This is a genomic window from Streptomyces sp. SID3343, assembly GCF_009865215.1.
Taxonomy (GTDB): domain Bacteria; phylum Actinomycetota; class Actinomycetes; order Streptomycetales; family Streptomycetaceae; genus Embleya.
Genome location: NZ_WWJX01000817.1, coordinates 1 through 18,854, shown reverse-complemented (window position 1 = coordinate 18,854; position 18,854 = coordinate 1). Strand labels below are relative to the sequence as shown.

Here is an 18,854-nt window from a genome sequence, read left to right as displayed (position 1 = left end):
CGCTGCTCACCGTCGTGGACACCGCGGGCGCGGCCCTGTCGCGCGAGGCCGAGGAGGGTGGCTTGGCCGGGGAGATCGCCCGGTGTCTGGCCGAGTTGGTGATGCTGCCCGCGCCGACCGTGTGCCTGCTGCTCGGTCAAGGTTCCGGTGGTGGTGCGCTGGCGTTGCTCCCGGCGGACCGGGTGATCTGCGCGCAGCACGGCTGGCTGTCGCCGCTGCCGCCGGAGGGCGCGTCGGCGATCGTCTACCGCACCACCGGCCGGGCCGCGGAACTCGCGCGCGAGCAGCGCATCGGCGCGGCGGACCTGCTGGCGACCGGGACCGTACACCGCGTGGTCGCGGAACCGCACCCGCCGGTCGAAGGCTGCTTCGCCCACCGGCTCACGGCCGCCATCGCCGAGGAGTTCGCACACCAACCCCGGCCCTGAACCGTACGAACACTCAGCACCCGAGGACCCGAGGACCCGAACCGGCCGCAACACACCTTGGCCGGTCCGACGGCCGCGACGCCCCTCGAATGCCCCTGCCCGCGCCCCGCACCCGCACGGCGCGGGCGGCGGAACCGGCGCGAACGGTCGACCCCGTCCGCGCCCCGGGTCCGCACCCGGGGCCGCCTGCCGTGCGCTCTCGAACACGTCCCCCGGTCCCCCGGTCCCCACAACCGAACCGGTCGCACATGCCGGCCTCCGGCCATCCCACACCCGCGCGACGCCCCTCAGGCGTCCCCGCCGCCGACCCCGCCGGCCCCGCCTTTCGCGTGCGCTTCGCGCAACTCCCGCAGCCGGGGGGTCGGAGTCGCGCTGCGCATGAGCGCCTCGACCACCAGGTGCGACTGCACGGCCTCCACTCGCCGCACCCACGGCGAATCGGTCAGGAACTCGTGCAACGCCTGCTTCGACGGCTGCACGACGTCGACGAGGATCTGATACTCGCCCATCACCACCGCCGCGTAGCGCACCAACGGCGAGTCGAGCAGCAGTCGGCCCACCGCCTCGACGTCGTCGGGCCGGGTCCGAATCCACAGCATGGCCTCCACCGGAAGCCCGAGCAGGGCCGGTTCCGTGGAGGCTCGGATACTCACCATCCCCGACCGGGTCAGCGCCTCGACCCGCCGGCGTGCGGTCGCCTCGGAGACGCCCGCGACGGCGGCGAGTTCCTCGTGCGTGCGACGGCCGTCCGCGGCGAGCGCCCGCAGGATGCTCCACTCCTCCGATCCGAGGTCGCCGTCGGGGGCCTCGACGGTCTCGGTGGGCGAGGGGAAGCGCGCGAGCGCGGCCACCTCGTCGGCGGTCAGGAGGGCGGGCTGCCACTCGTGCACGGTGCGGAAGTAGCGCAGCACGGGGGCGACCTGCTGGGAGATCACCCCGGGCAACGCGGGCAGTTCCTCCAGCATCAGGCGCGCCAAACCGTCCGGCGGGCACTGCACCTCGGCCACGCAGTCCACCGATCCGGCGAGGACGTAGGTGAACACCGTGCCGCTGCCGGCCGCCGCCGCTGTCGCCGCCTCGCGGACCTGTCCGGGCCGGCAGTTCAGCCGCACGATCACGGTGTCGCCGTTGGCCACCAGACCCGTCACGGTGACCAGTCGGCTCTCCAGGAGTCGCAGGCCGCGGCGCGCCACGGTCCGCTCGGGCTCCCCGAGCGCGGTCGCGATCCGCCGCCACGACGCGCGCCCGTCGATCTGGAGGGCGGCGATGATGCGGCGGTCAAGGGCGTCCACGCCCGCGTCGACTGGGGTCACCGAAACCACGGTACCCACCGCCGGCGCCGACCCGGGACCGCCCCACCGGGACGACCCGCCACCCGGCCGGCCGGATCGGCCTGCACGTGTCGAGTCGAGGGCGAGTCCGGCGTTCCGCTTTTGGGTTGTGGGTCCAACCGCTACGGTCGCTCCATCGCATGTGGGGGCGGGGCGCGCGGACGCGCGTCGCGCGAGACGGACGTGCAGGGGTGGGACATGGACGACTGGCGATTCGATGTACCGACTAGCGGCAGCAAACACCTGCCTCCGGATCCCGGGTACATCAAGGGCCTCGCCAGCCAGGGATATCGCTTCGAAGAGGCCGTCGCCGACCTGATCGACAACTCGATCGACGCCGGCGCCAAGGACGTTGTGGTGCACTTCCGACGCAGCGGCGACTTGTTGACGTCACTGGTCATCGTGGACAACGGCCGCGGGATGACCGAGGCGGAACTCGACACCGCGATGACGGTGGGCAAGCGGCGCGAGTACGGCGACAAGGCCCTGGGCATGTTCGGGATGGGCCTGAAGGCGGCGTCTTTCAGCCACGCCGACAAGGTCACCGTGATCAGCCGGGCCAAGCTCGCGGGCACGGTCGGCCGGCGCTGGCGGACCGAGCACGCCCAGGAGAGCTTCCAGTGCGACATCGTCGACGTGGAGTTCGCGAAGCAGTTCCTGGACCTGTACGACCAGTACGTGGTGTGGAGCGGCACCGCCGTGCGCTGGGACGGCGTACGGGACTTCCCCGCGCGCGGCGACGCCGCGCAGACCGACATCTACCTGACCAAGACCATGCGTTCGCTCGCCGATCACCTCGGCTTGCACCTGCACCGCTTCCTCGCGGACGGTCGGGTCCGGATCACCATCGCGGTCTCGGGCGTCGACGACGCGACGCCCGCGATGACGTGGCTCGTGCAGGCGGTGAACCCGTTCGGCTACCCGATGTCCGGACTCCCGGGCTATCCGCGCAAGTTCACCACCACCTTCGAGGGCGTCGGCCCGCTGGAGCTGACCGCGCACGTGTGGACGCCGCGCTCCAACGCGGAACAGTTCCGGCTGCCGGGCGGAATCCTGGCCCGGCAGGGGCTGTACGCGTACCGCAACGACCGACTGGTCCAGGCGGGCGGCTGGAACGGCATGCGCCAGGCCGAGCAGCACCTGTCCCTCGCCCGGGTCGAGTTCGACCTGCCGCCGGACTCGGAGGCGGCGTTCGGACTGACCGTCAAGAAGGCCGAACTACAGCCCGTTCCGGGCTTCGTGGACGCGGTCGAGCGGGCTTCGGACGCCGACGGTCGGTCCTTCCTCGACTACCTCAAGGACGCCGAGGGCGCGTACCGCCAGGCTCGCACCACGACCCGCGAACGCAAGGCCGTGCTGCCACCGGGCCGCAGCTTCCCCCGCGAGTTGCGCACGGCGATCGAGGAGGAACTGCCGTTCGTCGTCGGCGAAGAGCCGATCGAGGTCGTGTGGGAGCCGCTCGGCCGGGACGTCTTCTTCGCGATCGACCGGGAGGAACGCGTGGTGCTGCTCAACAAGCAGTTCCGTCCCGCGCTGCTGGGCGGCCGCCGCGGCTCGCTCACCGACGCGCCGATGCTCAAGACGCTGCTCTACCTGCTGATGAACGAGGCGTTCGCGGGCGAACGCAACGGCCCACGAGTCAAGGACAATCTCGACCTGTGGCAGTCCCTGCTGCTCACCGCCGCCAAGATCGAGCTGGCGAAGTACGAGTCGGGGAACACCGCATGACCCCCGACCCCCGCAGCCGCCACCTGAGCTGCGACGCGCTGCGCGACCATTTGGACAGCGGGTTGCCGATGTTGATCCCGGTGGACGGTGACCCGCTCCTGTACTGGCACCTGGAGGCCGGCGGACAGCGGCCCGCGTTGCGGATTCCGGTGCCGACCGGCACGAAGGCACCGCGTCTGGGCATGCAGGACGTTCGGGCGGTGTGCGTCCTCGACGGGGGCGCGCAGTTCCTGCACGTGTTCACCGAACAGGCCGATCGACTGCGCGAGTTCCACATCATGTGTTGTGAAATCGCCGATCGGATCCAGTTGGTGCCGAAGGCGGCACCGGTTCCGGCCGTGCAAAGCACCGTGCTGGCGTGGCGCAAGTTGCTCGCGCGCAAGCGGCGTATGCCGATGGAGCAGGAGGTCGGCCTCTTCGGTGAACTGCTCACCCTCGTCGGGCTGGCCGCCGGTCGCGGCTGGCACGCGGCGGTCCGCGCGTGGCAGCACCCGGACTGTACCGACCACGACTTCACCGTCGGGCCTTACGACATCGAGGTCAAGACGGTCGCCGGGCGGGCTCGGGTGCATACCGTCCACGGCCTCGGCCAGCTCGCGCCGCACCCGGATCGGCCACTGTGGTTCCTCTCCCACGTCCTCGACGAGAGCGACACGGGCCGCTCCGTCCTGGGTCTGGTCGAGGGGATCCGCTCGACGCTGAGGGTGGACGCACCGCAGGTCGCGGACGACTTCGACGCGCGACTGCATCTGCGACTGGGCAACGATCACGAAATCCCCCGTGAGCACCGATGGTCGTCGGCGGGCGCGCCCCTGGCCGTCCCGGTCGACGAGGCGTTCCCTCGGTTGACCGAGGGCATCTTGGCAGGTCTGCCGAAAGTCGTGGTCGCGCGCATCCTCGACGTGGACTACCGCATCGACGTCGCCGACCTCGTGCCCTCGGTGACGCCCTCCCCCGACGGGCTCGATCACGCCGTCGATCTGCTGCGTGTGCTTCCTCCCGACGTCGCGTCGGGCCTGAACGAACCGAAGGACGATCACCGGTGACCCTCGACCCAGCGCACGACTCCGCCCTCGTGGACCTGCATCGAGCGGCGTTCGGCGGCATGTCCGCGCGGGCGAAGAACCTGGCCAAAGCCCTCGCCTACCAGGCCGACGACCATGGCGGTCCGCTCCCCGACCTGGGCGAGGCGGCCCTGCGCCGCCGGCTGCATCACGCCCACCCGGACGACCCGCTGCTCATCCTGTGGCGCGACCGGCTCAGCCGCTGGGACTTCGAGGACGCCGGCGAGACCGCGCCCAACACCGTGCAGCGTCGCACCGCGACCTACGAGGCCCTCGGCCTGGAGCCGGCGACGCGCGAACTCCTCGATCGTCGCTCGCCGTTCGCACCGGGCTCGGGAGCCGTGGTGATCACCGACGAAACCATCGATCCCTGGTACACCGAGGAGGTCGCCCGGCATCACGACCACTACTGGAGTGCCTATCGCGAGATGCTGCTCGCCAAGAAGTGGGCGCCCGAGGCGGTGGCCGCGCTCGGCCGCAACACCACCAGGGTGGTCGAGCGGCTGGCCGACCCGACCTGTGCCCAGGCCTATCAGTCCAAGGGCCTGGTGGTCGGTTACGTACAGAGCGGCAAGACCGCGAACTTCACCGGTGTCGCCGCGAAGGCGATCGACGCGGGCTATCGCCTCGTCATCGTGCTGACGGGGACGATCGAGGCGCTGCGCGCGCAAACCCAGCGCCGTCTGGACATGGAACTCGTCGGTGTCGAGAACATCTACTACGGCCAGGATCCGGATTCGGGCACGCTGTCCTTCCACGACTACGACTACCTCGACGACCGAGACCGTCTCGACGGCAAGTTCCTGCGCCACGGCGCGCTTCCGTCCCGGCTCGGCAAGTTCGACATCGTCCGACTGACCCGCCATCAGGACGACTACCAGGCGCTGCGACAGGGCTTGAGCGCGTTGGAGTTCGAGAAGGCCGACCGGTTCACGCCGCTGTACTCGCCGGAGAACCTGCACCGCAGCTCGGCCCGCCTGATGGTGGTCAAGAAGAACGCGGCGGTGCTGAAGAAGCTGGTCAAGGACCTCGGCCGGATCAAGACCGAGCGCGGCGAGATTCCGGCTCTGATCATCGACGACGAGTCGGACCAGGCGTCGGTCAACACGTCCGACCCCAAGAAATGGGGCCAGGATCAGGTCCAGCGCACCGCGATCAACGGCATCATCTCGGAACTGCTGACGATGCTTCCTCGCGCACAGTACGTGGGCTACACGGCGACGCCGTTCGCCAACGTGTTCATCGACCCGGCCGACGCGGTGGACATCTTCCCGAAGGACTTCGTGATCTCGCTCGACCGCCCCGACGGCTACATGGGCGTCGCCGACTTCCACGACATCGACTCGACCATCCCGCTCGACGAGCGCAACGTCGCCAACTCGGCCGGACTCGCGCACGTGCGCTCGATCAAGCCCCTGCACGACGACGACGATTCGGATCTGTGCACGGCGATCGACATGTTCGTGCTGACGGGCGCCATCAAGCTCTTCCGCGAGGACCAGGGTCTGGGCGCCGACCATTTCCGGCACCACACGATGCTCGTGCACGAATCGGTCAAGACCCTGGTCCACCGGGATCAGGCCGCCCTGATCAACGCGATCTGGCGCAGGGCCGGCTACTTCGGCGCGGGCGCCCAGGCACGACTGCGCAGGCTGTACGAGGAGGACATCCGGCCGGTCAGCGAGGCACATGCCGCAGGCGCGGCCGTACCCGACTCGTTCGCGGACATCGCCCCGTACGTCGGCGTCGCGGCCATGCGCATCGAGGACGCGTCGGGCAGCCCGCTCGTGGTGATCAACGGCGACAAGGAGATCGAGCAGCGCACGGCCGACTTCGACCGGGAGCAGGTCTGGCGCATCCTGGTCGGCGGCGCGAAGCTCTCGCGAGGATTCACCATCGAGGGCCTGACCGTGTCGTACTACCGCCGCAAGACGATCGCGGCCGACACTCTCATGCAGATGGGCCGCTGGTTCGGTTTCCGCAAGAACTACCGCGACCTGGTCCGCCTCTACATCGGGCGCGAGGAGGGTGGCCGCAACGGCGACCTGTACGAGGCGTTCGAGGCGATCTGCCGCGACGAGGAGGAGTTCCGCGACCAACTTCGGCTCTACGCCGAGCTGATCGACGGCGCCCCCCAAGTGACACCCGCTCAGATCCCACCCCTGGTCACCCAACGCCTGCCCTGGCTGAAACCGACGGCCCGCAACAAGATGTTCAACGCGGAACTGGTGGAGACCAGATCACCCGGACGGTGGGTCGAGCGCTCGGCCTATCCGACCGCATCGGCGGATCTGCGACACAACGTGGACCGCTTCGGTCCGGTGATCACCGCGCTCGAATCGGCGCGAGTGGAGTTCGGCTTCCCCGTCGCGACAGACACCACGCTGCGCACGTTCCCGGCACACATCGGCCGGATCGGCCACCAGGACCTGCTGCCGGTTCTGAGCGAGCTTCGGTGGTCGGACCCGGCGCAGTTCAGCCCGGATCTCGCGTACCTGAGCAACCCCGAGATCGCGACGAAGATCGACGAGTGGGTCGTGGTCGCCCCTCAGCGTCAGAGCTCGGACCGGGAGCCCGTGACACTGCACGGCGTCGGCCCGCTCGACGTGGTCACCCGCCGCCGCAGGCACGGCACCCTGTTCTACCGGGTCAGCTTCGGTCACCACCGCTTCGCGGCCCGCCGGATAGTGGGCACCGACGCGTCCATCGGCGACCCGGTCGCGGACGCCCTCGCCGGCCCTCGGCGCGGCTGCCTGCTGATCTACCCGACGATGGAACCCGACCGCAACGACCTCGTCATGGCCTTCGCCCTGGTCCCACCCAGCGCCGCCGTCTCCCCCGACCGCCGCCTGGTCGCCTTCCGCGCCAAGGACTCCTCCCGCACCACCACCGCCATCATCGACGCCACCGCCTGACCCTCCCGGGTGGGTGTCGGCGGGGGTGTCGGAGCGGGTGGGATGGGCGTGGGCCGGGAATGATGGGTCGGTTCGCGGTCGTTGGAGTGGTACGACACGTCGGGCCGTCGGGGCGGTGGGAAATCGGCCGGGTCCGACGCCGCGCGCACGCGCACCGCACGCATCCGCTGCGGGGGCGACGAGACGAGGAGGCGAGTCGTATGCCGAAGCTCGGGTTCGGGCACAAGGTGAGGACCGTGCACAGTACGCAGAGTGTCACGGTCGAGATCGACGGTGAGGTGGTGGCCGAGTCGAGCCGTCCGGTGGTGCTCTACGAGACGGGGTTGCCGGTTCGGTACTACCTTCCGCCGGAGGATGTGCGGCTCGAACTCTTCGAGGGCACGGAGACCCGGACCACGTGCCCGTTCAAGGGTGAGGCGAGCTACTGGACGTACGTGGGCCCGAAGGGCGGCGGCGCCGAAGCGAGGCCGGATGTGGTGTGGGCCTACCCGCAACCGATCGACGGTGTCGGCGACATCGCCGGCCACCTGTCGTTCTACGACAACATCGCCCACGTCGTCGTCGAGGGCGAGCCGCCGGCGGCCGGTTGATCGGGTCGGCCAAGGGTGGGCCGCACCGGACGAGTTCGTCCGGTGCGGCCCTTTGTCGTGTGCGGTGCCCCGAGTCGGGGTCAGCAGCTCAGGTTGTTGCCCGGTGTGGTGCCCAGGATCGACACGAACGACTGGTAGCTGTTGATCCGGCTCTGCACCTGGGCGGGGTTGCCGCCGTTGCATTCGAGCGACCCGTTGATGCTGCGGATGGTCTCGCCGAAGCCCGCGCCGTTGACCATCGCGTTGTGCGGGGTCATCGTGCCGGGGCCGTTTTGGGTGTTCCAGTACCAAAGGCCGGTCTTCCAGGCCACGGCCGGGTCGGTCTGGACGAGGTTGGGGTTGTTCAGCAGGTTGATGCCGAGGGCGTCCCCGGCCGCCTTGTAGTTGAAGTTCCAGCTCAGCTGGATCGGCCCGCGACCGTAGTAGGCGGCCTGACCGGCCGGGCAGCCGTAGGGCTGGTTGGCGTCGCAGTAGTGCGGGTAGTTCGCGGTGTTCTGCTCGACGATGTAGAACAGGCCGCCGGTCTCGTGGTTGACGTTGGCCAGGAAGGCCGCCGCCTCCTGCCGCTTGACGGTGTCGCTGCCGGTGTTGGCGAAGCCCGGGTAGGCGCTCAGGGCCGCGGTCAGGCCGGCGTACGTGTAGAACGGGTTCCGGTTCGGGAACATCTGGTTGAACTGCGCCTCGCTCACCACGAAGCTGCCCGGGTTGCCTCCGCCGCCGGTGGTGCCCCCCGTGGTGGTGCCGCCGGTCGTGGTGCCGGTGCAGGTGTACGGCTCCCAGAACCACGTGCTGATGACCGGGTCGTAGCCGGGGTTGGCGTTCTTGGCCCGGTAGAGCTTGCCGTCGGTGTACTTGACGATGGCGCCGACCGCGTAGTCCGTGCCCGCGGCCCAGTTCGGGTAGACGCAGTTCGTTCCGCCGCCGCCGGTCGAACCGCCGGTGGTGGTGCCACCGGTGCCGCCGCCGGTCGTCGAACCGCCGCTACAGGTGCCCTGATCGGCCCATACGTCGGAGGTCCCGGGGGTCTCGCCCTGGGTCCACCACTTCGCGCCCCAGTTGTGGCCGTTGTACGAGGCCGTCGCCCCGCCGGTGTACACAGCCGAGGAGCTCCACCCGGACGCGCAGCTCGCCGCGGACGCGGAGGAGGCCATCGGGAGGATCGCGGCCAACACCCCCACGAAGGCGATGGCCACGAGGAACGCCAGGATCCGTATTCGCGACTTGTGGATCACTTGTGGATCACTCCTTCGCGCGGGGGCATCCCCACGCAGCTCGGTCGGATTGCCGTCGACACGTGCAGGAACTACCGCACCGTGACCGGCGCTTGCCTCGATCGAGATCCGCGGCGCGTGGCTCGGGGCTCACTCAATACGACTGGTCTATACCAGTCAAGGTCTAGACCACTTCTGTCCTGCGAACCCGCCGAGGTGAACCCGATCGGGCGATCGATGTTCGCGGGGGAACGGAATTTGGCCACTTTCGACCGTATGGCGATCGGCTTGCCGGGCCCCAGGTCGCGCCGTCCGCGCCGTCCGCGCCGTCCGCGCCGTTCTCGCCGTTCTCGCCGTTCTCGGCGTTCTCGGCGTTCTCGGCGCTCTCGGGGCCCCCGGCGCTCTCGGCGCTCTGGACGTCCTCGGCGACCGCGCCGTCCTCGGCGTCAGGTTCGGTCGCCGGCGCGGTGGTTCGGGAACAGGTCCTCGACCGCGCGGACGAAGTCCGCGAGGGCCGGGTGGTGTTCGTCGTGGCGCCAGACGAGGCGGCGGTCGCAGTTCGGGGCGCCGGCCCCGACGCCCTGTTCTGGGGTGCGGCCGTCCTGGGCGCCGGCTGCTTCGGTCTGGTGCTGACCCTGGTACCGGCGTCGAAGGCCCGGACGTACCCGGGCCGGTTCGACGCGTGGGGCACCGCCGGGCTCGCCGTCGGCCTGGTGTGCGTGCTGATCGCGGTCGGCAAGGGCGCGCAATGGGGGTGGCTCGGCCCGCGCACACTGACCCTCGCCGGCCTCGGCTGCGCGGTCCTCGCGGTCTGGGCGGTGGTCGAACTCCACTCCGACTGCCCGCTGGTGGACCTGCGTACCGCCGCGTCACCGCGCATCCTGGCCACGAACGCCGCGACCGTGGTGATCGGGTTCGCGATGTACGCGCAGAACCTGGTCTTCCCGCAGATCATGCAACTGCCCGAGAGCACCGGGTACGGGCTCGGGGTGCCGCTGGTCACCGCCGGTCTCTACCTCGCGCCGCCCGGTTTCGTGATGATGCTCGTCGCCACCCAGTCGGCGCGGCTGTCCCGGGCGCGGGGGCCGAAGACGTCGCCGGCGGCAGGCGCCGCGATCCTGGTGCTCGCGTACGCGGCCGCCCCCGCGCTGCTCGGCTCGCCGCTGCGGATCGTCGGGGTGAGCCTGTTCCTGGTGATCGGCATCGGTCTGGCCTTCGCCGCGATGCCCGCGCTCGTCATCACGGCCGTGCCGGCCCGCGACACCGGGGCCGCGACCGGCCTCAACGGACTGATGCGCTCGGTCGGCATGACCGTCTCGGCGGCCGTGATCGGCGTGGTCCTGGCGCACGATCCACAGCGGTTGGACGGAGCGCCGGTGCCCACCGAGCACGCGTTCAAGACGGCGCTCGCGGTGGGCCTGGGGGCATCGGCGCTCGGGTTGGTCCTGGCCTTGCTGATCCCGCACGGTCCGCGCCCGGCGGCCGACCGTGCGGATCGCAACGACCCGGGTCCCGCCGCTCACCGTCCCGGGTCCTCGACCACCGACGTGCGCCCGTAGTGCGCGGGGCTTCTCCGACACCCGGCGGCAGCCAAAGCCCCCCGAAACGATCTCGGAGTCGGCGGCAGGACCGAGGGGGTGCCCGCCCCACGACTCCGAGAACGTTTCGGTGAACAAAGCAGACGCGCGCCCTCGCGTGCGGCCGTAGCCTCGCGCGATGGCGAGCTTCGAGACACACCGCAGGCGGGTCCACGACACAGGGCGCTCGGCGCGGGCGCGGCATGCCGCGTTGCGCACGTGTGTCGTGGGCTTTGCGCCATACGGCTTCCACGCGACTTATCACCACCTGTGCCGCAGCGCCCGGATTCCGGTCGACCTGGAGGACGACCCGGACGCGCTGGTTCGCGCGGTCGAGGAGTTGCACGCGGCGCGCCGGCTCTGGTTGGCCGACGAGGCGGCGTACCTGGCCCGTAGCCGGCAGGCAAAGGCGCTCGGAGTGCGGGATTTCGCGCCGGACGGTGGTTGGCGCGATCAAGGGCGCGGCTCGGTGGGCACGCTCGCCTTCTGCCCGAACCCCGAGTTCCATCCCACCGAAGCGGTTCCGGTCGTGGTGGCCCGCGTTCTGCGTTCCCGCGTCGCCCCCGCATCGGTGCCCTCGACGTGTCGAGCCTGCGAAACCGATGCGGGGACGACGCGTTGGAGGGTCGGCCACGGGGAGTACCAACTGTGCGCTCGTTGCGGGGTGAGTCTCGGCTTCCACCCGTCCGAAGCCGTCGACACCGTCATCGCCGCCGCCCGAGAGCGGCGGTGGAAGGAGATCTGGAGGCGTGCGGTCTGACCACGGGCGTCCGGGTGCCCGATGCGCGGCTACCCCCGGCGGGCCACGACGTCGGCGACCACGCAGCCGATGTTGTCCGGGGCGCCTACGTGATGGGCTTGGGCGACCAGATCGTGTACCGCCTGAGCCGGGGTGGCGGTTGTGGCCAGGGTTCGGTGGATGGTCTCGGTCGGGACCACGGTGGACAGGCCGTCGGAGCACAGGAGGTAGCGGTCTCCCGGGTGGGCGTCGTGCAGGCTCGTGTCCGGGGTGACCTCGCCCGTGCCGGCCAGTGCGCGCAGCAGAAGGGCGCGCTGCGGGTGGGAGATCGCCTCGTCGGGGGTGATGCGGCCCTCGTCGAGCATGGACTGCGCCACGGTGTGGTCGTGGGTGATCCGGAACAGTTCGCCGCCGCGCAGAAGGTACGCGCGTGAGTCGCCGATGTGGACGAGGGCCAGCGCGGAGCCGGTCCACAACATCGCGGTGAGGGTGGTGCCGACCTCGCCCGGAGCGGGTTCGGCCGCGGCGATCTCGCGCACGGTGTGACCGGCCTGTTCGACGGCGTCCGCCAGTGCGTCCAGGAGGGCGCCGGCCGCGATGCCGTCGGGTTCCAGACGCTTGAGAACGTCGACGGCGGCGGCGCCGGCCGGGCCGCCCGCGCTGCCGAAGCCGTCGGCCACGGCGAGCAGCCGGGGCCCGGCGTAGGCCGTGTCCTGGTTGATCGGCCGGACCAGGCCGCTGTCGGAGCGGGCGGCGTAACGGATCTCCATGGACGCGGTGGTCTTGGTCATGGCGGTGTCCTTTCCGGTGCTCAAGTAGTCGACGAGGAACCCGGCCAGGTCCCGCCGGGCCGCGGTGTCGGCTTCGACCCCGGCCCAGAACGCGCGAACCTCGTGGGCGGCGGCGGGTCCGTCGAGATCGCACACCGCCCGGATGCGTGCCAACGGCATCCCGAGCCGGCGCAGCCAGGCAACCAGCCGCGCCCGCTCCAACTGCTCCGGGGCGTAGCGCCGATACCCGGTGACCGGATCGACGTACGCCGGTACCAGCAGCCCGAGTTCGTCATAGAGCCGAAGCGCCTTGGCAGACAGCCGAGACGCCCTGGCGAACGCCCCGATCGTCACCAATCCCATGGCCCACTCCTCGTCAGCCGGGCCCATCACCCGGCCTCACCGATGCTGAGCCCTCCCCAAAGGGCAAGGTCAATACGCCGGATCAGTCGGAGAAGGACCAGCCGGTCAGGCTGTGGATGGCGATCGCGACTACTGGCCCAGCAGGTGTCTGCTCTCGGTACTGCGGATACTTTTCGATCAGCAGATCGAGTGGTGTCGCGCGCCTTCGGTCGTCTTCCCAAAGCTGTGCGCGACCGTCGGCGCGGACCCACCAGAGGGCGGACCAGTTTTCGTCGTAGTGGTCGGCGACAACCGATACCCGGTCGTTTTCCCTGATGTTTCCCAGGCGCCGCAGATTCGATGACATCTTCGGCTTGTGGTCGATCGCGAAGTACAACACGGTCTCGTCCAGCGCGAACGTGATCGGGACCACGTGCGGCTGTCCTCCGCCGGAAACCGTGGCCAGACGGGCGACACGGGCACCGCGAAGGCGGAGGCGCGCCTCGGCGGGGTCCAGTCTCATGCCGCGACCGTACATCGACTTCGACGTCGGAAGCGGCGGGGAAGGCCGGGGCGGCACAGGCGGAATCGGCGCCTGGCCGTGCGCTGTGGCACCGCAGTCTTTCCCGCCCGACGTAACCGGCGAGCACGAACCCCTGGCAGGAAAGCCGGATCACCCCGCCCCGGCAGTCGGGGCCGCCGCTCCCGCGAGGGCGACCCCGCGGCCCCTCACACCGTCAGGGCCTTGCGCAGTTCCGCCACCTCCGCCGGGTTCCAGCCCGGGCGGGGCGCCGAGTGGGTCAGCAGTCGGGTGTAGGCGTGCTTGGGGTCGTTCAGGATGTCGTCGGTCGGGCCCTGTTCGACCGCGACGCCCCGGTACAGGACCAGGATGTCGTCGGTGAGTTGCTGTACCACCGCGAGGTCGTGGCTGACGAACACCAGGGCCACGTTCGCCTCGCGGCGCAGCACGCCGAGGAGTTCGAGGATCTGGGCCTGGATCGAGACGTCCAGGGCCGCCACCGCCTCGTCCAGGACCAGCACCCGGGGCTCGGCGGCCAACGCCCGCGCGATGGCCAGGCGTTGGCGCTGGCCGCCGCTGAGTTGGTGCGGGCGGGCGCCGGCCTCCCTGGTGCCCAGGCCGACCTGGTCGAGGAGTTCGCGGACGCGGGCCTCGCGGGCCGGCTTGTCGCGCGAGCCGTGCAGGCGCAGGACGCCGCCCACGCATTGGGCCGCGGTCAGGCGGGGGTCGAGCGAGACGTAGGGGTCCTGGAAGACCATCTGGATCTCGCGGGCTCGGCGCAGGCGTTCCGCGCCCCCGCGGGCGCGCAGTTCGCGGGGCCGGCCGTCGACCGCGACGGTGCCCGCGTCGGGGTGGATCAGGTCGACCAGCATGCGTGCGATGGTCGTCTTGCCCGAGCCGGACTCGCCGACCAGTCCCAGCGATCCGCCGGGCGGGACGGTGAAGGAGATGTCGGAGGCGGCCACCGTCGCGGTCGCGTTCCGACCGGACGCGCGGAACTCCTTGCACAGCCCGCGCACTTCGAGGGCCGGGACCCGAGCCGGAGGCGGAGTCGAAGCCGGAGTCGAAGCCGGAGCCGGAGTCGAGGTCGAACCGGCGTCCTTGGTCGCAGTCACAGCAGCACCTTCCGATCGGCGTCGAGCGTCACGTCCGCGCGGCGGCAGGCCACGCTTCCGCCGCCGGCGACCGCGCGGGCCACCGGCCGCCAGGTCTCGCACTCCGGCTCGGCGAGCGGGCATCGTGCGGCGAACGGGCAGCCCTCGAACGCGTCGTCGAGGGACGGGGGTCGGCCCGGGATCGGGCGGATCGGGCGTGGGTCGCCCAGTTCGGGCGTACAGGCCAACAACCCCGCGGTGTACGGGTGGCGCGGGTCGCCGAACAGGTCGGCGGCCGGGCGCTCTTCGACGACGCGGCCCGCGTACATCACGTAGACCCGGTCGCAGTACGCCGCCGCGAGGTGCAGGTCGTGGGTGATGAACAGCAGGCCGAGCCCGCGCTCGGTCTGGTGCTCGCGCAGGATGGCCAGGATCTCGGCCTGGGTGGTGACGTCGAGGGCGCTGGTGGCCTCGTCCGCGAGGAGCAGTTCGGGATCGCCGGCCAGCGCCGCCGCGATCACGACGCGCTGGAGCATGCCGCCGGAGAGTTCGTGCGGGAACTGGTGCAGACGCTCGGCGGGTCGGGTGATGCCGACGGCTTCGAGCAGGGCGAGCGCATGTGCCCGGGCGACCGTCTTGGGCTGTCCGAGGGTGTGGATCAGCCGTTCGGTGAGGAAGTCGCCGATCCGGCGGACCGGGTTGAGCGACGAGCGCGGGTCCTGGTAGACCATCGCCACTCGCCGCGCCCGGAGTTCGCGCAGCGCGGGCGGGGCCATCCCCAGGACCTCGTCCGGTCCCACCGCCACCGTCCCACGCACCCGTGCGCTGTCCGGCAGCATCCGCAGCACGGCCTTGGCCGTGGTGGACTTGCCCGAGCCGGATTCGCCGACCAGGCCGACGACTTCGCCGCGGTCCACGGTCAGATCGACGGCGTCCAGGACGGGTCGGCGGGCGCCGGCTCCCGGCAGTTCCACGGTCAGGTCCGCGATTTTCAGCAAGGACATCAGCGTTCCCTCGCGCCGAGGCGGTCGGAGACCCGCACGCCCACGATGTTGAAGGCCACCACGACCAGCGCGATGGCGGTACCGGGCACCAGGGCCGGCCACAAGGCGCCCTGGACCAGGGCGGCTTGGCCCTCCTTGACCATCAATCCCCATTCGGAGCTGGGCGGTTGCGCACCGAAGCCCAGGTAGCTGAGCGTGGCCATGCCCATGATCACCTGGCCGAACATCAACACCAGGTAGCCGAGCAGCGACGGCGCCAGGTTGGGCACGAGCCGCCTGGCACAGATCGCGAACCCGCCCATGCCCTGCACGCGGTAGGCGTCGATGTACGGCTTCGAGCGCTCCGCGAGCGCGATGCTGCGCGTGTACTTGGCGACCACCGGCGAGTACGCGAGCGCGAGCGCGATCACCGCGGTGGTCAGCCCGTCGCCGAACACCGACACGATCAGGATCACGAACAGCAGCCCGGGGAACGCGAACATCACGTCCGTGACGCGCGAGACCACGGCGTCGATCCACCCGCCGTGCCACGCCGCGAGGGTGCCCAGCGCGATCCCGATCACGGACGCGAGCAGGAGCAGCACCAGCGGCGCCACCAGGCTCGGCCCGGCCCCGTGCAGGACGCGCGAGAGCAGGTCGCGGCCCGACTGGTCGGTGCCCAGCGCGTGCGCGCCGTCGGGGCCGGCGAGCGAGGCGTACAGGTCGATCTCGTCCGGTTCGTACAGCGAGATCAGCGGCGCGAACACCGCCGCGAGCGCGGTCAGGACGAGGAATCCGGCGGCGATCCAAAAGGTCACCGGCCAGGCGCGGCGCGGCTTGACCGCGGCGCCGGCGACCGGTTCGGCGACGGGCGTGGGGGCATCCACGAGGGTGGTCATGCGGCGCTTCCTTCGAGGCGCACCCGCGGGTCGATCAGCGGGTGGAGCAGGTCGACGAGCGTGGTGACGAGCATGTAGGCGAGGACCATGAGCAGCAGTACGGCCTGGGTCACCGGGAAGTCGTGCGTGTTGATCGCGGTCACCAGCAGCGAGCCCATGCCGCTGATGCCGAACGCCGTTTCGATCACGACGGTCCCCGCGAACAGGCTCGCGACGATCAGCCCGCACATGGTGACCACCGGCGCGAGCGCGTTGCGCAGCACGTGCCGACGGATCACCTTGTGTTCGGCCAGGCCCGCCGCGCGGGCGACCGCGACGTGGTCCTGGGCGAACTGTTCCAGCATGCTCTGCCGGGTCACCCGGCTGACCACGGCGAGTTCGCCGAGCGCGAGGGAGAGCGCGGGCAGGGTCAGGTGGTAGAGGCGGTCACCGAAGCCGGTGCCGGCTCCGGTGACCGGGAACCAGCCGAGTTGGACGCCCAGGAAGGCCACCAGGGCCAATGCCTTGACGAACTTGGGGATCGACGCGAGCAGCGTGGTCACGGCCACCACGATCGAGTCGACCCGGCCGCCGCGCACCGCGGACAGCACCCCGAGGGCCACGCCGACGACGACGAACAGCACGGCCGAGTACAGCACCAGGAACAGCGTGGTGGGCACGCGCGACGACACGAGGTCGGCGACCTGGTCGTTGTACTGGAGCGAGCGGCCGAAGTCGCCGTGCAGGACGCCGCCGATCCAGTTCCCGTACTGGACCCACAGCGGGTCGTTGAGGTGGTACGCGGCGCGGACCGCGGCCAGCTTCTCCGGCGTCGCGTCGTCCTGCCCGCCGACCAGGAACGCGGCGGGGTCGCCGGGGGCCGCGTAGATCGCGCCGAAGACGACGAACGACGCGGCGAGCAGGGTGACGAGCAGTCCAAGGGTGATGCGCAGGGCGCGGGCGGCCATGTGGGTGACACCTCCAAGGGGCGTGGGAACGGGGGAGGCTCAGCCCTTGGCGCCGAGATCGACCAGCCACGGGTAGGCGATGATCGACATCGAGGCCGGCGCGCCGGTGAGCTTGCCGCTCAGCACCACGACGCTGGGGATCTGCACGAGCGGCAGCCACACCGCGTCGGCGGTGAACCGGCGCTCGGCGTCCACGAGCAGCTTCGCGCGGGCCGGGTCGTCGCCGGTGCGCAGCGCCTCGTCGATGACCTTGTCGTAGTCGGGCGAGGAGTAGCCGACCCAGTTGTTCGACGAGCCGGTGAGGCCGTTGTCGTAGAAGCCGGCCGGGTCGGACTTGGAGATCCACCAGTCGTCGGGCACGAGGTCGACCTGCTTGCGCAGACCCACGTCGGTGTACAGGCTCGCGAAGTCGGCGCCGGACATGGTCTTGATCTCGGCCTTGAGGCCGATCTTCTTGGCCGCGTCCACGGTCGCGTTGGCGATCAGGTTGCGGGTGGGGGTGCCGTCGTTGGCGACCACGATCGCGGGCTGGTTGGGGCCGAGTTCGGCGACCAGCTTCTTCGCCGCGTCCAGGTCGGCCGTGGTGGGCCGGGCGGGCGCGCCCTGGAGGGCGTCGTAGCCGGCCTGGAAGGTGGCCTTCTCGTAGCCCCACGCGCCGGGGCCCAGGGGGGTCTTCCACGGCTGGGCCAGGCCGCCGAACGCGGACTTGGCGATGCCGGTGCGGTCCAGGGCCAGCGACAGGGCGCGCCGCGCGCGGGCGTCCTTCATGCCGCCGCGCTCGGTGGGGATCAGCGTCCAGGTGCGCGACGAGGAACCGTAGGCCACGGTGAGCTGCTTGTTGGCCACCAGCGGGGTGACCGCGCTCATCGAGTCCAGGAACGTGCCGTCGGCCGCGCCCGTGGTCATGCTGTTGACCATGGCGTTCTCGTCGGCCCAGGTGAAGGTGGCGGTGCGGGTCAGCGGCTTGACGTTCTTGTCCCAGTAGGCGTCGTAGCGCTCCACCGAGATCTGGCTGCCGGCCTTCCACTCCTTGAGCTTGTACGGGCCCGAGCACGCGTCGCCGTGGCCGGGCGTGCCGTAGTCCTTGCCCGCGGGCTCGGCCTGTTCGCGATCCAGCACGATGCCGGCGTTGCCCGCGAGGGCCTTGGTCAGCAGGGCGTCGGGCTCCTTGAGGCGGATGGTCACCTCGGTGTCGCCGGTGCGCTCGATCGACTGGACCCGCTCGAACTCGTCGGACTCGTTGTTGCCGTCGGCCGCGTGCCGTTGCAGGCTCCACACGACGTCGTCGACGGTCATCGGCGAGCCGTCGTGGAAGGTGACGCCGGCGCGCAGCTTGAGCACGAGCGTCTTGGGGTCGGCGTAGGTCGCGGTCTCGGCGAGGTGCGGCCGCATCGTCAGATCGGGCTGGGTCTGGAACAGCCGCTCGCAGACGTTGGCGAGCACGGCGTTGGAGTCGTTGCCCGACTTGACGTCCAGGTCGAGCGACTTGGGTTCCTTGGCGAGCAGCCAGCGGACACTGTCCACGGGGCCGGCGGCCTTGGGGGTGGTGTCGGTGAGGGTGAGCTGCGGGACCTTGACGGGATCCGAGGCGTCGGTGGTGCTGTTCTTCGAACACGCGGTCAGCGCGAGCAGGGCGGCGAGGCCGAGTGTGGAGACCGTGGTGAGCGTGCGCGCGGTCGTCGCGGCGTGCGCGCTTCTCGCGGTTCTCGTGGCGCG

The 18,854-nt window shown here is 70.7% G+C and carries 16 protein-coding genes; 7 read left to right on the top strand and 9 right to left on the bottom strand.

Going from position 1 to position 18,854, the window contains the following annotated elements; translation table 11 throughout:
- The coding region (locus GT354_RS25385) for a carboxyl transferase domain-containing protein (protein WP_272923885.1) at positions 1-428 on the top strand (428 nt) is incomplete at its 5' end.
- Positions 429-715: 287 nt separating this feature from the next.
- Here GT354_RS25385 and GT354_RS25380 read toward each other — a convergent pair.
- Entirely contained in the window at positions 716-1,741 is a 1,026-nt protein-coding gene (locus GT354_RS25380; RefSeq protein WP_346012164.1) for an Lrp/AsnC family transcriptional regulator, read from the bottom strand.
- 216 nt (positions 1,742-1,957) lie between these two features.
- Between GT354_RS25380 and GT354_RS25375 the strand changes: the two genes are divergently transcribed.
- The 4 genes from GT354_RS25375 (at position 1,958) to GT354_RS25360 (ending at position 8,056) form a co-directional block, all read left to right on the top strand.
- The gene (locus tag GT354_RS25375) at positions 1,958-3,487 is read left to right on the top strand and encodes an ATP-binding protein (protein ID WP_161358685.1); all 1,530 of its coding nucleotides are present in this window, start codon (positions 1,958-1,960) and stop codon (positions 3,485-3,487) included.
- Positions 3,484-4,533 carry a PD-(D/E)XK motif protein gene (locus tag GT354_RS25370; protein ID WP_161358684.1) on the top strand — a complete coding sequence of 350 codons (1,050 nt, stop codon included), beginning with the start codon at positions 3,484-3,486 and terminating at the stop codon, positions 4,531-4,533. The genes GT354_RS25375 and GT354_RS25370 overlap by 4 nt, the downstream gene beginning before the upstream one ends.
- The gene (locus GT354_RS25365; protein WP_346012163.1) at positions 4,530-7,466 is read left to right on the top strand and encodes a Z1 domain-containing protein; all 2,937 of its coding nucleotides are present in this window, start codon (positions 4,530-4,532) and stop codon (positions 7,464-7,466) included. Before GT354_RS25370 ends, GT354_RS25365 begins: the two co-directional genes overlap by 4 nt.
- Positions 7,467-7,702: 236 nt before the next feature.
- Positions 7,703-8,056 (top strand): DUF427 domain-containing protein, encoded by a 354-nt coding sequence (locus GT354_RS25360; protein ID WP_346012162.1) that lies wholly within the window; start codon positions 7,703-7,705, stop codon positions 8,054-8,056.
- Between the two features lie 80 nt (positions 8,057-8,136).
- Here the strand turns inward: GT354_RS25360 and GT354_RS25355 are convergent, their stop codons facing one another.
- On the bottom strand, positions 8,137-9,261 hold the full coding sequence (locus GT354_RS25355) for a glycoside hydrolase family 19 protein (protein ID WP_161358688.1): 1,125 nt from the start codon (positions 9,259-9,261) through the stop codon (positions 8,137-8,139).
- 473 nt (positions 9,262-9,734) lie between these two features.
- On the opposite strand from GT354_RS25355, the gene GT354_RS25350 reads away from it, so the two are divergent.
- Positions 9,735-10,826: an MFS transporter gene (locus GT354_RS25350; RefSeq protein ID WP_161358682.1), complete on the top strand. Its 1,092-nt coding sequence runs from the start codon at positions 9,735-9,737 to the stop codon at positions 10,824-10,826.
- Positions 10,827-10,983: 157 nt separating this feature from the next.
- Positions 10,984-11,604: a hypothetical protein gene (locus tag GT354_RS25345; RefSeq protein ID WP_161358681.1), complete on the top strand. Its 621-nt coding sequence runs from the start codon at positions 10,984-10,986 to the stop codon at positions 11,602-11,604.
- 29 nt (positions 11,605-11,633) lie between these two features.
- On the opposite strand, the gene GT354_RS25340 is transcribed toward GT354_RS25345, so the two are convergent.
- From GT354_RS25340 to GT354_RS25310, 7 genes are all read right to left on the bottom strand, one after another.
- The gene (locus tag GT354_RS25340) at positions 11,634-12,716 is read right to left on the bottom strand and encodes a MerR family transcriptional regulator (RefSeq protein WP_161358680.1); all 1,083 of its coding nucleotides are present in this window, start codon (positions 12,714-12,716) and stop codon (positions 11,634-11,636) included.
- A gap of 82 nt (positions 12,717-12,798) precedes the next feature.
- Positions 12,799-13,218, bottom strand: a complete 420-nt coding sequence (locus GT354_RS25335) for a TIGR03668 family PPOX class F420-dependent oxidoreductase (protein WP_161358679.1) — start codon at positions 13,216-13,218, stop codon at positions 12,799-12,801.
- Between the two features lie 206 nt (positions 13,219-13,424).
- On the bottom strand, positions 13,425-14,225 hold the full coding sequence (locus tag GT354_RS25330) for an ATP-binding cassette domain-containing protein (protein WP_202512273.1): 801 nt from the start codon (positions 14,223-14,225) through the stop codon (positions 13,425-13,427).
- 101 nt (positions 14,226-14,326) lie between these two features.
- Positions 14,327-15,313, bottom strand: a complete 987-nt coding sequence (locus GT354_RS25325) for an ABC transporter ATP-binding protein (protein WP_161358678.1) — start codon at positions 15,311-15,313, stop codon at positions 14,327-14,329.
- Positions 15,313-16,191, bottom strand: coding sequence for an ABC transporter permease (locus GT354_RS25320; RefSeq protein ID WP_161358677.1), 879 nt, complete (start codon positions 16,189-16,191; stop codon positions 15,313-15,315). Before GT354_RS25320 ends, GT354_RS25325 begins: the two co-directional genes overlap by 1 nt.
- Entirely contained in the window at positions 16,188-17,138 is a 951-nt protein-coding gene (locus tag GT354_RS25315; RefSeq protein WP_161358676.1) for an ABC transporter permease, read from the bottom strand. The genes GT354_RS25320 and GT354_RS25315 overlap by 4 nt, the downstream gene beginning before the upstream one ends.
- Positions 17,139-17,177: 39 nt before the next feature.
- The coding region (locus tag GT354_RS25310) for an ABC transporter substrate-binding protein (protein ID WP_237535437.1) at positions 17,178-18,854 on the bottom strand (1,677 nt) is incomplete at its 5' end.